We start from the raw sequence: 15,777 nt of genomic DNA, 5'->3' as shown, positions 1-15,777 counted from the left end.
CGCAAGAGCCTCAGCAAGCTTACACCTTCGCAAAAATCGGACAAGCGACGAGGACCTTGTGGATCGGAATGCAACGCTGCCACGACCTGTCCAACGCATGGAACACATTCGGACCAGGAGCCAAAAAAATTTCACCGGATTAGGATGTGGGGTACAACGAGCCCAAGGGGAGAGGTGCTTGATACTCGTAAATGCTTGAAATGAAACAACTTAAAAACTGAACGACCTTTTAGGACCGGGGCCGGCCGATCCCATCATAGACACCTACTTCGGTGACCACCTTGTCCATGAAAATGTCGTGCGGTTGAATCGGGACTTCGTCAAACATCTGGCACTCGAAGGCTAACGAGATCAACGGCGTTTGTTGGTTCGCATTGGCCAGCAATTTGTCGTAATACCCCATGCCATGTCCGATCCGGCCTCCGCGGCGATCAAAGGCAACGCCAGGCACCAAGATCACGCCCAGTTGCTTGACATCGACCTGTTTCGACGCAAGCGTTCGAAGCTCACGTTTCGGTTCTAAAACGCCGTACTTACCGATCGCCAATTCGTCCATCGACTGGAGGTGAAACAGTGCCAACTGCTGATCGATCCAGTTCACGACTTCACAGTAGGGGACGACCACCCGTTTTTTGCTTTCGATGGCATCCGCAAGCACATGCTGAGTCCGTACCTCGGCGTCGGTATCGACGTACCACATCACACAATCTGCTTGTGCATATTCAGGCAGTTTGACGACGCGATCCGTAATCTGTTGACTCAACGTGTCTTTGTCGGTTTGGCCACGCCGCGCCAACTCGGCAGTGCGGCGTAGGTCGCGTTTTCGCACAACGATGGAGTCACCCGAAGGCGGGTTCGTTTGATTCATTGGCTTGCAAAACGGCTGGCCGCCTCGCTCCATGTCTCGGTGTTCTTGGGCAAGTAATGTTCGGTTCCAAAGCTATTGCTGATCAGTTGGCGAGCCTCGGTGATGTTGTTGATTTCACCGCAACCGAGCATCTGGACAACCACATTGCCAGCAGCCGTCGCTTCAACAGGCCCTGCGACCACGGGACGATCACAGGCGTCTGCAGTCATTTGGCAGAGCAGTTTGTTTCTGGAACCACCCCCGACAATATGAATCACTTCGATGCGATGTTCCACTAGGGATTCCAACATTGTCAAACAATCGCGGTACCGGAACACCAAGCCCTCAAGAGCCGAGCGGTACAAAACGCCGTTGTTTTCCGGAGCGTGTTGGCCGGTCCTCGCGGCGTAGCCGATGACGGCGTCGACCATGTCCGAGGGGGCGACGAATGCGTCGTCATCAGGATCGAGGTACAACGAAAAGGGTGCCGCCTCGCTCGCTCTGGCAACCATCTCGTCCCAAGATTCGGCGGCACCGCGACGATCGAGCGATTTGCGAATCTGCTGAAAGATCCACAAGCCGCAAATATTTTTCAGCAATCGTGTGCTGCCATGAATGCCACCTTCGTTCGTGAAGTTCAATTCGGAGCATCGCTCATTGACCAAGGGATGCGACAATTCACAGCCCATCAAGGACCAGGTTCCGGAACTGATGTAGCACCAATCCGGTTTTTCAGGGGCAAAGTTCTTTGCGGGGACAGCGATCACGGCGGAAGCGGTGTCATGGGTGGCGGGCACAATGACCTCGACATTCCCAAGTCCAGTGGTCTCGGCTACCGAAGTTTGAATCGGTCCCAGTGAGGTTCCCGGCTGAATGCAATCGCGAAATATCGCGGGTGGCAGATTAAAGCGGCGGATCAAGTCGGTTGACCACTGCTGAGTTCGCGGATCGAGCAGTTGGGTCGTCGACGCGTTGGTGACGTCGACGCTGCGTTGTCCCGTCAACAACCAATGAAAGAAATCACCCATCAGCAACATGCCGTTGGCAACGTCCAGTGACCGCTCATGGTTCAAGCGAGCAGCGACCAATTGGAACAGCGTGTTCAGTTCCATGAACTGCAACCCAGTCGCCTGGAAAATCTGATCGCGGGGAACAATCTCCCATGCCCGCTGCATCATGCCACGCGTTCGGGCATCTCGATAATGGCGAATCGGTCCCGCCACCAGGTCTTGATCGTCGAGCAACGCATAATCAACGCCCCAAGTGTCGACTCCGGCCGAGCGGATGTTCTTGTACTCGTTGGCCGCTTTTCGCAGACCGTTCTGGATTTCGCTCCATAAGCCATGAACGTTCCACTGCATCGATTGCTGAATGAAAACGGGATCGTTGACGAACCGATGGCATTCAGCCAGTTTCAACTGGTTGTTTTCCAAAAAACCGGCCATCACGCGACCGCTGGATGCTCCCAAATCGATGGCCAAATGGGTTGATGCCGAACTCATCCTTTTACGTCCTTTACTGTCTTGGTTGTTGTTTGCCTGCGAGCGAGAGTTGCAAATGATAGCAGAATAATCCGTCCTCCACCTTCCTGCTATCCTGCTTGCCTGATCGGCAAGATCGCTTCGCTTGGTGGTTTGTTGGCATCGACTTTGCTCGGCAGGGCCGAGGGGGCGTCGGTCGGAATCGGAATCGGCACCAAAACCAACCGCACCAACGTCCCACGTTCGGGGATCCGTTCACCGAAGGGCTGGAACAACAACGCATCGGCATCGGCGCTGCTTGCTGCTGCGATATCTAACATGGCAGTACTGAAATTGGAGACGCAAATCATGTCCCCTCCGTCCGCTCGATAATACTGCTTGCCATCGCTCGGGTCGGTCCAAAACCCGCTGCCCGCGAAAACCCAATCGGCTTGCATCGCTTGTTTTGAGTCGACGTTCTGAATCCAGCTTCGAGCATCAACAACGTGAAATTTCTTGTCTTCGTCACGCCAAGCAACCCAAACACGAATCCTCTGGCCGGTCGGCGGTACGAAATTGGGGCTAAACATCACAGGCGTTCCCGACATCGCTCCGACCGCCAGAAGTGCTGCGTGGACCTCACTGGATCGAGCGATTGTCGCCACGACCGACTCGTGTTCTTTGGTTCCCGAGGGACACGCGAACATCTCGAGCGGGCCGCGATCCATCGCGACATAACCATCGATATAGACCCGCTTTTTGTCTCGATCGACCCACAAAAGCGTCTTTTTGCTTAGCTGCTTTGCTTGTGGTGGAGGCGAGAACGCTTCGAGCAGAGCTTCCGAAGGAGTCGGAAGTTTTGGTTCTGCAACCGGCGAATCGAGAGCGGTTGTAGTGTTTTCCTCGGAAACTTCGGTTTGCCCCGAGCTGGGGTCCACCGAGCTGGGGGACGTCGCCTTTGCGTCGGGCAACATCCGTTTGGCGCTCTCCACCGTTCCTTTCTGAGTGTCGTTTTGACCAGCCGTCGGTTGAGCGATCGTGGATTGGTGGATCAGTGCGACGGAGATCGCAGTCGCTGCAAAGAGCAATCGGGCTTGCAACCCGTTCTTGTGAAAACTCATCAATTACTCTTTTTTTCTCGGCAAATCGTGGTTTGGGTGTTCGCTAGCTAAGCTATATTCTATCCAACTTACTTCCGTAGGGTGCGCTCCATCAGTTATCAGGCGAATTCTTGATCACTTACGACGGTTTTATCCGCGTGTGGCGGCTCGCCAAGTGCGGCAATGCCGCACAGCGACCTTGGGTTTCTGCCTTCCACAGCGACTCGCTTGATCGTCATTGCTTGAAGACTCGTCCAGCGTCACTCACCAACCTTCGTTTCTCAAACGCTAGTTTCGATGTCCACTGATACGACGCCAACCCCGATCGCTGAAGTCGCCTCGTCGCCCGTTAACGAGCGTGGCTGTGAGCCAAAGTCCTCGCGGCCGGAATTGTCCCCGGCAGAAAGCAACAGCGACGGTGCCGCTGTTGATCGCGACAGGATGAAACCGGATGCCCTTTCGGCGAGCCAGTGGAAACGGCTTCGCTCAAAAGTGAATGCGAACGTGCAGAAAAATCCGGCCAAGCGAGTTTTCGGCAAATCGGCGATTGGCGGGAACGTTTATCGATGGGGGGTGGCTGCCGCGTCAGGCGAGCCAGTCAATCCGCTGCGGACGGCGCTGAGCCAATTGGCTTGCGACCAAAAACCGAAAAGGCGAAAATCGACACGACCGATGGACTTTGTGCAGCCTGCCAAAGAAATGATCGATCAGTTGGGGCCCTGCCCCGTGGACCGCTTGACGTGCCACGATGCGGTTTTGTGGGCTGCGGCGATGCCTGCGCTCAGCAAACAACTCGACACCGCGATGTGGTGGGATTTGCTTGGTTCGCTGCAACAGTATCGAGAGTCGATGCTTCAGCTTGGCCGCGACTCGGATCCGGTGCAATTGATTGGCACGGCAGAGCTTGGCTTGACCCTGGCATGGCGTTTGTCAGATTTACCGTCCTGCCAGCGGCTACAGAAATCGTCGCTCGAATCGTTCCGTCGTTGGTGTCAAGCCGAACAGGAGTCGGTTCCCGCCGCGTTAGCTCGAGCGACCGATGCTCGGTTAGTCCTCGGATCGGTGATTCGATGTGGCTGTTTGATTGAGAACACGACGAAGCGAAAGTTCACGAAAGCGGCCAAGGCAATCGGTGGTGAAATCGCGACTTGGGTCGCTGCGATGACGACGACCGAAGGTTCGACGGCGCTAAGTCGGCTGAAAAAAAAGCAGGTCGTCGACGATTTGAACGATTATGGATTGCTGATGCGGTCGGTTGTTTTTGATCCCGAAACGTTGCGGCCGGCGATGGAGGCAGCGCTCGGAATTCGCCATACCGGTGGTCGGTTGGCGTGGGAGGTTTCGCTGCCTGAGTCGTTCCTGCACTGCGAGAAAGCGAAGCTGGCGATGATGTTGCCCGAGTGGGATGTTCGACGTGGTCGCACCCATTTGCAGTACGCACAACGAGAAAACCGGCTTGAAATCTTTGCCGGTCGGTCCTTGGTCGTTTCTGGACGCGTGGAAACGTCCATCGAGGCCGATGGCCAATCGCAGTCGCCCGATGGTGATTGGGCGTTTGTTTGCGAATACACCGATGATGATGTGCACTATATCGAAATTGAGCAGCCTTGGACTGCGGGACTCGTTTTGCAGCGGCAATTAATGCTGGTGCGCGAAGATCGCTGCTTGTTGTTTGCCGATGCGGTGCTACCCAAGAAGGTGCTACCCAAGAATTCGGGGCCTCAGGACCAAGCTTCCACACAAATCAACTACACCGCGCGGCTCCCGCTGTGTGAGGCGATCCGGGTCGAGCCGAATGAGGGAACTCGCGAGATTTTCCTGTCGGATCGTAAACGACGCGCCATCGTGTTCCCGCTTTCCGCATCGGAGTGGAACGTCGGCCCCACTCCAGCGGCGATTTGCGAAAGTCCCGATGGTCACCTGGTGATTTCCGCCCAAGGCGAGGGGGCTCTCTACACACCGGTGTGGTTCGATTTCCAATCGCGACGTTTCCGACGCGATCGAACGTGGCGACAATTGACCATTGCCGATGAGCGGCGTATTTGCGAGCCTCGCGAGGCGGTAGGGTACCGTGTGCAGATGGGTTCGGAGCAATGGTTGGTGTACCGTTCCCTTGGCCCTCGTCGTTGTCGTTCGGTCTTGGGGAAACACTTGATTGCCGACTTTTTTGCTGCGAGATTTGAAATGAGCGATGGCAATTACGATGAATTGGTGACGGTTGACGATAGCGAGTTGATGGATGATTGATGGGGCGACACGCACGCAACTCAGCAAGAATTGGAATGCCGTCACGGACGAGGTGCAACAGGCTACCGTTGCTGCGGGGCGTCCAGCTGGTTCCACGAAGATCGTTGGCGTGACAAAGTACGTTGGTGCGGAGACCACGTTGGCGCTCGCCGAAGCGGGATGTTACGATCTCGGCGAAAGCCGTCCTCAGCTGCTTTGGCAGAAGGTCGATGAGGTCGCGTTTCCGCCTCAGGTTCAGTGGCATCTGATCGGTCATGTTCAGCGCAACAAACTTCGTCGCTCTCTCTCGCTTGATCCGATCATCCACAGTGTCGATAGCGGGCGTTTGCTGATCGCGATTGCGGAAGAGGCCGCGGCTCAGCAGCGGACGGCGACCGTGCTTGTTGAAGTCAATATCAGTGGTGAGGCGGCCAAGACGGGGTTGGCACCGGAGCAGGTCGAGACGTTGTTGACGCAGCTGCCTCGAAACGGGGTTGTCGTGGTTGGCTTGATGGCGATGGCCGGATGGGGGATCGAAGCGAGCGAAGCAAGGTCGCAATTCGCGGAAACACGCCGTCTTCGTGATGACTTGCAGAGTCGACTTGGAGTCTGTTTGCCCGAGCTCTCCATGGGCATGAGTGGCGATTTTATCGAAGCCATCGCCGCAGGGGCAACGATGGTCCGAATTGGATCGCGATTGTTTGAAGGTTTGCCCACCTAACTTGCGATCGAGGTAGCGTTGCCGTAGGCTGTGCGAAAGGGTGCTGCGGAAGCCCTCTTCACCTCTCAGGAGTGCAACGGATTGATGTCGGAAGCTCAACCTAGCCAACTCACACGATTGAATCCTCAGGATTCGTCGTCCGCCGCCATCCCGATTCGACATGGCGCGTACCCCGAGTTCACTTGGACAGCCGTTTTCCTTGGTTGGGCGATCGGTTCTCTGATTGCCGTGTCGATTGGTTACGCAGCCTTGATCCTGGGTTTCGCGATCGAGGGATCGGAGTTAGCGGCCATCCTCGGTTGGGGCGTACTGCGGGGCGTTTTGCGACGAACCAGTATTGTCGAAAACAACATCAATCAAACCATTGCCTCCGCGGTGAACGGCGCCTCGTCGGGGATCATGTTCTCCGTCCCTGCACTCTTTATTCTGAGCCGTTCACCGGGCCTTGAGTCGGTGGCGGATTTTAGCGTCCCGCTAATGATTTTGGCCTGTGTAACCGGTTCGGTGCTGGGATTGGCATTCGTGATCCCGCTGCGGAAACAGATGATCGACTTCGACCGTCTGGCTTATCCCGGTGGTATTGCCGTGGCTACGATTCTGAAGTCGCCGGGAGCCGGTGTTCGTAAGGCGGTGTTGCTGATCAGTGGAGCGTTGATTTCAGGGATTTCGCATCTGTTGGTCCTGTCGTTGATGGGTGAGGACGCGAATTGGGATGCGGGGGCCCTGTTTGGCTTGCCATCGATGTTGAACATTGCCCTGTACTTGTCGGTGATGACGATCGGTGTTGGGTTCTTATCGGGTAAAGGTGGTTTCTGGTTCGGTGCGGGCGGTTTTCTGTGTTACTTCTTGCTTTCTCCGCTGTTGAGCCACTCGGCGGACGCCGGGGTGGCCGAGTTGGTGTCGGATCCGACGGCGATGCGTGCCACGTTGTACAAACCACTCGGAATTGGCATGTTGGTTGGCGCAGCCGTCGGCGGAATCATTGCGGCGTTTCCGCTGATCGCCAGCGCCATGAAGTCGATGCATTCGGCGAGACAACAAGATGTCACTTCGGATTCGGTGAGTGACGAGATGCCGATTCGATTGTTGTATGCCGCGATCGGCTTGGGGGCGATCGTGATGATTTGGATTGCCTACAACAGCGTTGAGTCGATGTCCCTTGGCCGGGCCGCCGCGATGGCGCTCTTGGGAACGATTTGGGTTTGGGTGGCGGGCGTGGTGGTTTCGGAATGCGTCGGACGAACCAACTGGTCTCCCTTGTCCGGCATGACGTTGATCGCCGTGACGATTGTCATTTTGGTGGCTAAGGGAGGTGTTGACAACGCATCGACGATTACCAGTTCTTTACTCGTTGGAGCGGCAATTTGTTTAGCCATTTCGCAAGCAAGCGACATGATGTTGGATTTGAAGTCCGGGTATTTGGTCGGTGCGATCCCGCGCCGACAACAGTTGGCGCAATTCGTTGGCGCTTGGCTGGGACCCGTGATCGTGATCTTTCTGATGATCCTGCTGAATAATCAGTACGAAATTGGTTCGGAAAAGCTCCCCGCGCCTCAGGCTCAAGCACTTGCGTCGGTCACCGAAGGGATTCTCAACAACGACGTGCCCGCATATCGCTACACCGCCGGGGCCGGATTGGGATTGTTGTTGGCACTGAGCGGGTTGGGTGGCATCGGAGTATTGATTGCGTTGGGCTTTTACATGCCGTTCCAAATTGCATTGACCTACACGATTGGCAACGCACTGAGAATCGTATCGGACAAAACGCTTGGCGTAAAATTTAGCCACGAGGTCGGGATTCCCATTGCGGCAGGACTGATCGTCGGCGAGGCACTTGTCGGTGTCGGGCATGCACTCGTGCAAGTCTTCTTTGCCAGTCCCGACGCGGACGTGACCGCGATGCAGTTGGGGGCCTCCGCTTTTGATTCCTTGACCAGATGGATGTAAACAAATGGCAGCACGAGTATTAGGACACACTTTGTTGTGGGCCGGGTTTCTGTGGGCCGCTTATGTGTCACTGAATCGGTTAGAGATCGACGACGCCAAATGGAGCACCATCCATTGGGGCTTGTATGCGTTGGCGATGTTGGTGGGTTGCAGCGGAGTGGTGCTGCTAAGAATCGTAAGCCGTCATGTCGATTCCGATGACACGAAAACGGAAGCGGAGTATTCGGTGGTACAAGCCAGTTTGTTGAAGGTGTTGACGGAGGTGGATCGGCTGTATGCCGACAAAAACCGGCATCCATCGGACGTTTTGCTGCGGATTGACAACGAGCTTGCCGAACCCTTGTCGGATTTCGCCGACGCGCGTGGTTCGTTGATCAAGCGGTTCGGAATGGAAACCTATGCCGAAGTGATGACCGATTTTGCCTCGGCGGAGCGATACATCAATCGATCGTGGTCGGCGGCCGCGGATGGCTATGTCGACGAAGTCGAATCGAGCCTAGGAAGGGCACGCAAATATCTCGAAAATGCACAGCAGACGCTTTTGCGTCAGTCGTCATCTTCATCCACGCCCGCGGCCCATTCAGGGTAGGGCTCCGTCGTTCCCTTCATCGCTCGCCATAGAATTCGATTGAGCACCTCTTCGGGGGCCCGGTCGACTTCGGCAAAGTTTAACGTTGTCGATACCTGAGGTCGATTGTAACCGATGCCTTGAGTCGGGGTTCCGTGCGCGGTTCCGCCGGATGAGCAAAAAAAAACGACGCTCTCTCGAGCGTCGTCCGTTTCCTTGCTTTTTGATGCCGTGGGGCAATCTCGGCAGATTGTTTTACTCGCCTTTTTCCTCGGCAAAGGAATAGATTCGATAAACCTGTTGGTCTTCGACCTCTTCCGAGAGCTCCAATTTTCCGTCTTCGGTAGAAAGCAAGATAAAGCCTGGGGCTTTCATTTCGGCTTCGTCGACAATCGAAAGCGATTCCCCGCCACTGATTCCAACCACCGCCGTTGAATTACGAATCTCTGGGTCGGGGTACTTCTTGACCTCCATGGTCAACGGGTCGATCACATCGGCACTATCGACCTTCGTGCTCAGAACCGATCCCTCGCTGACTTGCATGACCAACGGGACTCGGGTTGCGATTGCGGGATCGAACGCTGTGACAACCATCTTGGCCGACGCCGCCTTCTTTTCCACGGGCACGATTCGTTTTTGAAACGTCACCTTCGCGATCGAAGCCGGTTCGACGGGGCCGGCGAATTGATCGTTGCCGGACGGCAGCGAAACCACTTCGCTCGGTTCGCTCCAATCCGTCCAGCGTTCGAAGTTGCGGATCTTGCTGAGGTCGATATTTTTTTCCTTCTTAGCAATTTTATCGTTGTATTCCTGCTCGGCTTCCGAGATCAAACCACTGACACGTTTGTAGACATCGGGTGACATCGCACTGGTCTTAGGTTGTAACGCCGGATTGGCCGGGAAGTTGGGATCGTTGACCGAAATCCGAACACGATAGACGTATTGTCGACCCGGTTTGGGTGCCGATGGATCTCCGCCCAAGTCAAAGTCATAGAATCGAACCAACTTGTATTCGACCGGATCGACTTCGACACCGGTGAATCCGTAGGGTGATCCACCACCGTATCCACCCCCGCTCCCGTACATGTCCCCGCCGCCGTACATGTCTTCTCCTTCGTACATGTCACCGCCACCGTACATGTCATCGCCGCCGTACATATCACCGCCGCCATAGCCACCGCTCCCGCCGTAGCCACCACCACCGCCGCCCACATTGAAGGCGGGCCCGGTGATGCTGATATCCTGGCCTCCGATCCCACCGTTCGGATTGAACATATCAGTGGGATCGACCATTTCAGGTTCTTCTCCCGTTTCGAGCATTTGAATCTCGCGTTTGGTCAACATTGGGATTTTGGGATGCAACGTAAAGCTGCTGTATTCATCCATCAACACGGGTGGGATCCATGTCGTGATCAATTCGTCGCGGTAGTCTTTGGGAACCAATTCCGGTGCCGTTCCAGCCCAATACAAAGCGGCCAATTTGGTGTGGAATTCCCGGTCTCGGCGATCCACCCAATCCTCCTCGGTCAATTGGTCGACCGACTTACCGGTCACATCCGCACGCTGGACTTGGAAGTTCCAATACTTCGGGGTATCACGATCGGTGGGCCGGTAGGCTGATGAATCCTCTTTTAACGCTTCCTCATACGATTCGTACATTTTTCGGTGGGGTAGAATTGCCGTTCCCGCGACGAACCGCGCGACTTGAGGGATCGGCAACTGCTTTCCCTCGGTTCGGAAATCCTTGATGGAAGCGGGAGGGGTGTAGGGCGATCGATTCGAGTCTTTCCCCACTTTTCGCACCGGGCCGGTCGCAGCCCCCTGCGTCATCCCGCCGTACATGTCGCCCCCACCGTACATGTCTTCCCCGCCATACATGTCTTCTCCGCCATACATGTCTTCTCCACCGTACATTTCGTCGCCGCCGTACATGTCACCGCCCATCATCGCTGGACGGCCGCGTGGTTTCCGTTGCTTCTTTTCGACCTTCTCGACTGGGTCGGCGCCTTCGAGTTCCGTCAGAGCATATAGACCTTCGATGGATCGAACCGCGATCGAGCGAACAACACCTTGGACATCGAGGTCTTCGGGGGGGTACAGGACAGGATCGAGTCGTTTGAAGGACAAATTGACTTCGACGCCTTCCCAAGGTTTATCGAGACCATAGATCGACGGATTCACCGGTGCGAGTGCCGCATCGGTGCGAGCCAAAATATCAATACTCTGCATCTCCTCTTCGCGGGGTGTCAAAATCTCAGCGTTATGATCCTCGTCGACCGCTGCTTTGACTCGCGTTGCATCCGTCTGAAGCTTGTCGGGTGCCTTGTCAAAACTGGGGATGTTGATCGCTTGGTAGACAAGGAAAGCCGAACCGGCGACGAAAACACCGAGAACGATTTTTTCGACATGTTGGACTAGCGAGTCTTTGATCTTTTGTGCGTCCATCACAGGTACTCGTGAGCGAGAAGGAACGGGAAAGGAATGTCGCGTGATTGTGTTTGCGTCGTGATTGTGGAAACGGCTCTACCGTTTCGCCTTCAACATGTTTCTCGGTCGGTTTGTTGGCCGAGAAACCTGTCGTTTCCTGGTCTAAGCGCCCGCAGGCGTCGACGGTGCAGTACCCGCTGGAGCAGCACCCGCCGCTGGAGTCGTGGCCGCTGGAGTCGTGGCCGCTGGAGTCGTGGCCGCTGGAGTCGTGGCCGCTGGGTTTGGATTCACACCATCCGCAGGCTGTGGGTTCGCCGGCGCAGCGGGAGTTTCCGGAACGGCATCGCCGGCCGGAACCGGGGTACCGGTCGCAGTTCCATCGACGGGAGGCGCTGTGGGATTGGCCGCCGGTGCTGTGGTTGCCGGAGCGACTGGCGCAGCCGGTGCGGGGGTCGGCAGATCACCGGTTTCCGGCTTGTTATTGCCGAGGTCCAATCCCTCCACCACGGTATCTTCGGTTAACAGATCGAGCCCGAGGCTCTTGCGACTGGGTGGATTGTAGATGTTGATCATTCCGTAGACTTCGACGTCCATATCAAAGGGATGTTCTTCGGGTGGTTTCACAGCAGCCCCCATGGAACCGCCCATGCCGCTACCGCCATAGCCACCGTCCATGCCATCGTCGTATCCGCCGCCCATATCGCCGCTGCCGTATCCGCTATCCATGTCGTCGCCGTAATCGTCTCCCGAATCCTCTCCATAGCCGCCGCCATAGCCGCCGCCCATCATGCCACCACCACCTCCACCGACGGAAGCCTTGGAGGTTCCTTTTGGCAAGACGCGAACTTGGCGCACTTCGACCATCAACGCGGCGCTGCCGCAGGCGGCCAACAGATCGGGGATCGCACGTTGGTCCATCGTCACGGCCAACATCACGGGGACTTTCTTGGCGACGGCCAAATTGACGTCGGTTGGCAACGCGCTTTCAAGCGCAGTGCGGAGCACAGCCCCTTTGATCGGTTCGTAATTGGTGTTGACGTAACGGTTGTCTGCTGGGTCGGGAGCCGTCGGTACCTCGCTGGTGCTTCCGGGGACGGACATGCCGCCGTAGGGGTCACCGCTACCGTAGGGGTCCCCCCCACCGTACATATCACCGCCGCCGTACATGTCGTCGCCGCCGTACATGTCGTCGCCGTACATGTCACCGCCCATACCGCCACCGGCGGCACCGCTAGCGGTGACGGACTTGATCGATCCGGCAGCAAATTGAACGGAGCGACCGATTTGAATGGTTTTGATTTCGCGAATCTTTGCTTCAAAGGGCTCGTTCGCGTCGACGTTGACGGTGTCAACGATTTGTAATAACTGTTTCAGAATCCAAAGGTTCTCTTGCGAGTAGTAGACCTCTAACGACGTCGGCCGTTGTCGTCCACGCCATGGAAACAGGTCCGCCAGCAATTGTGTTTGACTGGCGGCACTCCATTCCACCAACGGCTTGTCTTCGCGGCCGGAGATCAATTTTTCGGAAAGCTCTTTCGGACGCTTGGGCCCGAGTGCGGCTTGAGCGGAGGGGTCAAGCACGGCGGTCCATTCCGCTCGAGCATACTTGGCGATATCAGGCAACACTTGGCCGATGTAATCCGCATACCGGTTCAATAGGTAGGCCTCCTTTTCTTGGCCCGGTGCGGGGGGCGAATCGATGTATCGTTCGATCGGGATCAAGCCTTCAAACTCTTTGACGAAGTCCTCCTTCAACGATTTTGGCCAAGTCAACAACCCGCGTTGGCGATCGTACATGTTCTGCCAGGCATCGAGCACAACCTCGGTCCGCTTCTCGATCAGCTTGTTCATCTCTTCGTGACTGGCCGGATTCGGATGCGTCGACAACTCGGATTGCAGGGTCTGGACACTGCTAAAGGAACTGTTGATGCTCGATTGCTGCTTGTCGCGTTCGGATTGCAGCGTCATCGTGGCAAAGAACCAAACGCCCAACGATGCGAGGATCGCAAAACCAATGCCAATCCAGAATCCATAGCGAAGGATGACCGCCAATTGTTCTTTGATTTTATCCATGAAACGATACTCAGACGTGCGAAATGAAAAGGAGGTCGGTGCGGAAAAGGAAACTCATGAAAAGAACGGATGGTCTTAGGGGGTCGGTGTCGGGGGCATCGCGACCGCCTCTGCCTCCGCCGCAGCGGCGGCAGCCGCCTCAGCCGCATTCTTGGCTTTGATCCGATCGGTGATCAAGGTTGGCTGCCAAACCACTTGGTAATCGAAGTCCAATCGTTGCACCGTCAAGGCCCGCGGTTCTGCGATGATCTCTTCCAAACCTTCTTCGGTTTGCCCCATCGGGATGACCCCCGTGGCCAGAGCCTGCTGTGCCATCATGACCGCATCGGGATCAAACGCTGGATTGGCGATTTGAACCGGTTTGGGTTTGTAATCTTGAAGCAATAACGGATAGGAAAAACCGAACTCACGCGGCGTAAAGTTAATCAAATTGCCTTCGGGATCCGGCAGCGCAATCGGCTTGGTCAAGAAGTTGGTGGTCAAGAAGTTACGGACGTGGTTACTGCCTTCCTTGCCCATCATCTCGGGGCTGTTGAAATAGTGGTACGCGCTGATCTCGATCACCCAGCCTGGGCCCGAGGGGGGGATCAACTCCGCAAGCACCCCAAGGGCTGGGTTCGCCGCGATCGCTTCCGCCGTCAACGGGACCTCCATCGGGACCGCGGTTGAACCATAGGAAGAAGTGGGAGTCCCATAGGAAACGGCGCTGGTCGTGGTTGGCGCAGCGGTCGCGAGGGAAACCGCGCCAGCCATCGGTTCCAACATATCGTCCGGCAGCGGTCGGCCGGTGATTTTTACCCAGTTGAGCATTTCTTCTTTGAAACGCTTTTTCACTAGATCGGTGTACCAGGTGGAGAGGTCCTCGTAGAACTTCGTCTCTACTTTGGTGACATGGATATCGGTGCGATCTTCGTAGGGAAGCTCTTTGACGCTGGGCCGCTTGCCATCGGGAAACTCCATGCGTGGGACCATCGTGTTGAACGCCCTGAGCAGTTCCATCCATTTCAGTCGTTTCTCGGCGTCCCCGGACACCTCTTTGCCAATTTGGTTCAGAAACGTCAACTTGGTCTGCAGCAGCTCGTCCTCGCTCTTCTGTTCGTTCGAATAGCTCGACATCTGCGTCACGGCGGCTTGGGCCCCGTCCCACAAATCAGGATGGCTGTGCGCCCAACTTCGCTCCGTCAGCACGTAGTGTCCGATCAATCCGAGCAACAAGGCGGCGACGGCGGCAAGCGTCCAAGGTTTCTTCGCCCGGATCATTCGCTCGGTCAGAATCTCCTGCGGCACCAAACTCGCGTGAACCGGCGCCAAATCCAAACCCTGCAAACAAAGTCCGTAACAGACCCCGAACGTTGTCGCGTTGTCGCGGAAGGTGGGGATTGACAACACATCCTCACCACTCAAGCGGTTGAAACGGTCAAGCGTGCTGACTTCGAACCCGAGGTTCTTGCCCAAATAGGCCGCCAGCCCTGGCATCTTGACCGTATTGCCGGCAATCAACATCTCAGAAATTTCAGCCTGACGGTCAATGCTGCGGAAGAAGCCGATCGATCGCTGGACTTCGGTCACCAAGTCGTTGAAGACGGGACGCATCGTTTGGAAGACCAACTTCGGGTCGGCCGCTTCCCGGGCGTTGCGTTTGAGATGTTCGGCATTGGCAAACGTCAATTTCAAGTCTTTGGTCAATTGACGCGTGAAATGGTTACCACCGATCGGCATACTTCGCTGCCAAATCCGGAATCCGTTGGTGATGATCAAATCGCTGGAATCGGTTCCGATCGACAACACGACCACCGACGCAGGAGGGTTGTCGGAATCGAACGTTTCGTTTTCGATCCGGTCGTGCAGTCGGTCGTAGGCGACCATGTTGTAAAGCGCTAGTGGAGCCAACTGGATTTGGTCCACTTCGATATCGCATGACGTGAACGGTTGTAGTTGTCGGTAAACTTGTTCACGCTTCATTGCGAACAAGCCGACCTCACTCTCCAACGCGTAGCCCTCTTCGATCATGCTGCCGGGCATCATCTGGTGGTCCCAAACCACGTCCGCCAGGTCAAACGGGATCTGTTGTCGTGCCTCGTAGCGGACGATGTCGGCAATCTTTTTGATTTCGACCGGTGGCGGTTTGAAGAACTTCGCCAACCCACTTTGTCCCGGCACACTGATCACCACCTGATCATTGAACCCATCGTTGCGTTGCAATAACTGCTGCAACGCATCGTCGATCAGTTCCTCGGGAACCGCCTCGGGTTGGCTGAGAATTTTGGGGTATTCAATAAAATCAAAGGCATCGGCGACCACTTCGCCGTCAACGACCTTGCAATGCAACGCCTTGAGCGCCGATTGGCCTATTTCAATTCCCCACACGCCAGAGCTGGAAGCCATCGATACGGTACTCTTCTATCGAG

General features: G+C 56.0%; 10 protein-coding genes. 4 read left to right on the top strand and 6 right to left on the bottom strand.

Annotated features, from left to right (window positions below; genetic code table 11):
- Positions 1-229: 229 nt before the first annotated feature.
- The 3 genes from Poly41_RS30620 to Poly41_RS30610 form a co-directional block, all read right to left on the bottom strand.
- On the bottom strand, positions 230-868 hold the full coding sequence (locus Poly41_RS30620; RefSeq protein ID WP_146531178.1) for a 5-formyltetrahydrofolate cyclo-ligase: 639 nt from the start codon (positions 866-868) through the stop codon (positions 230-232).
- Entirely contained in the window at positions 865-2,349 is a 1,485-nt protein-coding gene (locus Poly41_RS30615) for a rhamnulokinase (protein ID WP_146531177.1), read from the bottom strand. Before Poly41_RS30615 ends, Poly41_RS30620 begins: the two co-directional genes overlap by 4 nt.
- 89 nt (positions 2,350-2,438) lie before the next feature.
- A complete protein-coding gene (locus Poly41_RS30610) occupies positions 2,439-3,428 on the bottom strand; it encodes a YdjY domain-containing protein (protein WP_146531176.1) in 990 nt (329 codons plus the stop codon).
- Positions 3,429-3,704: 276 nt separating this feature from the next.
- Between Poly41_RS30610 and Poly41_RS30605 the strand changes: the two genes are divergently transcribed.
- The 4 genes from Poly41_RS30605 to Poly41_RS30590 all read left to right on the top strand — a co-directional run bounded on the left by Poly41_RS30605 (position 3,705) and on the right by Poly41_RS30590 (position 8,890).
- Positions 3,705-5,654: a hypothetical protein gene (locus tag Poly41_RS30605; protein ID WP_146531175.1), complete on the top strand. Its 1,950-nt coding sequence runs from the start codon at positions 3,705-3,707 to the stop codon at positions 5,652-5,654.
- A complete protein-coding gene (locus Poly41_RS30600) occupies positions 5,647-6,354 on the top strand; it encodes a YggS family pyridoxal phosphate-dependent enzyme (protein ID WP_146531174.1) in 708 nt (235 codons plus the stop codon). The genes Poly41_RS30605 and Poly41_RS30600 overlap by 8 nt, the downstream gene beginning before the upstream one ends.
- A gap of 84 nt (positions 6,355-6,438) precedes the next feature.
- Positions 6,439-8,301, top strand: a complete 1,863-nt coding sequence (locus Poly41_RS30595; protein WP_146531173.1) for an OPT family oligopeptide transporter — start codon at positions 6,439-6,441, stop codon at positions 8,299-8,301.
- A 4-nt stretch (positions 8,302-8,305) separates the two neighbouring features.
- On the top strand, positions 8,306-8,890 hold the full coding sequence (locus Poly41_RS30590; protein ID WP_146531172.1) for a hypothetical protein: 585 nt from the start codon (positions 8,306-8,308) through the stop codon (positions 8,888-8,890).
- Between the two features lie 234 nt (positions 8,891-9,124).
- On the opposite strand, the gene Poly41_RS30585 is transcribed toward Poly41_RS30590, so the two are convergent.
- The 3 genes from Poly41_RS30585 to pilM all read right to left on the bottom strand — a co-directional run bounded on the left by Poly41_RS30585 (position 9,125) and on the right by pilM (position 15,754).
- Positions 9,125-11,314: a hypothetical protein gene (locus Poly41_RS30585; RefSeq protein WP_146531171.1), complete on the bottom strand. Its 2,190-nt coding sequence runs from the start codon at positions 11,312-11,314 to the stop codon at positions 9,125-9,127.
- A gap of 144 nt (positions 11,315-11,458) precedes the next feature.
- Positions 11,459-13,369 carry a hypothetical protein gene (locus Poly41_RS30580; protein ID WP_146531170.1) on the bottom strand — a complete coding sequence of 637 codons (1,911 nt, stop codon included), beginning with the start codon at positions 13,367-13,369 and terminating at the stop codon, positions 11,459-11,461.
- A 75-nt stretch (positions 13,370-13,444) separates the two neighbouring features.
- Positions 13,445-15,754, bottom strand: a complete 2,310-nt coding sequence (pilM, locus tag Poly41_RS30575; protein WP_231616089.1) for a type IV pilus assembly protein PilM — start codon at positions 15,752-15,754, stop codon at positions 13,445-13,447.
- Between the last annotated feature and the right edge of the window lie 23 nt (positions 15,755-15,777).

This window comes from Novipirellula artificiosorum, assembly GCF_007860135.1.
Lineage (GTDB): Bacteria > Planctomycetota > Planctomycetia > Pirellulales > Pirellulaceae > Novipirellula_A > Novipirellula_A artificiosorum.
This window is presented reverse-complemented; position numbering and strand designations above follow the sequence as displayed.

What these genes read in the sequence shown, in the direction of transcription:
- Poly41_RS30580 (WP_146531170.1), bottom strand. Translation starts at nt 13,369, where the DNA reads ATGGATAAAATCAAAGAACAATTGGCGGTCATCCTTCGCTATGGATTC.
- pilM (WP_231616089.1), bottom strand. Translation starts at nt 15,754, where the DNA reads ATGGCTTCCAGCTCTGGCGTGTGGGGAATTGAAATAGGCCAATCGGCG.
- Poly41_RS30585 (WP_146531171.1), bottom strand. Translation starts at nt 11,314, where the DNA reads ATGGACGCACAAAAGATCAAAGACTCGCTAGTCCAACATGTCGAAAAA.
- Poly41_RS30610 (WP_146531176.1), bottom strand. Translation starts at nt 3,428, where the DNA reads ATGAGTTTTCACAAGAACGGGTTGCAAGCCCGATTGCTCTTTGCAGCG.
- Poly41_RS30615 (WP_146531177.1), bottom strand. Translation starts at nt 2,349, where the DNA reads ATGAGTTCGGCATCAACCCATTTGGCCATCGATTTGGGAGCATCCAGC.
- Poly41_RS30595 (WP_146531173.1), top strand. Translation starts at nt 6,439, where the DNA reads ATGTCGGAAGCTCAACCTAGCCAACTCACACGATTGAATCCTCAGGAT.
- Poly41_RS30620 (WP_146531178.1), bottom strand. Translation starts at nt 868, where the DNA reads ATGAATCAAACGAACCCGCCTTCGGGTGACTCCATCGTTGTGCGAAAA.
- Poly41_RS30590 (WP_146531172.1), top strand. Translation starts at nt 8,306, where the DNA reads ATGGCAGCACGAGTATTAGGACACACTTTGTTGTGGGCCGGGTTTCTG.
- Poly41_RS30600 (WP_146531174.1), top strand. Translation starts at nt 5,647, where the DNA reads ATGATTGATGGGGCGACACGCACGCAACTCAGCAAGAATTGGAATGCC.
- Poly41_RS30605 (WP_146531175.1), top strand. Translation starts at nt 3,705, where the DNA reads ATGTCCACTGATACGACGCCAACCCCGATCGCTGAAGTCGCCTCGTCG.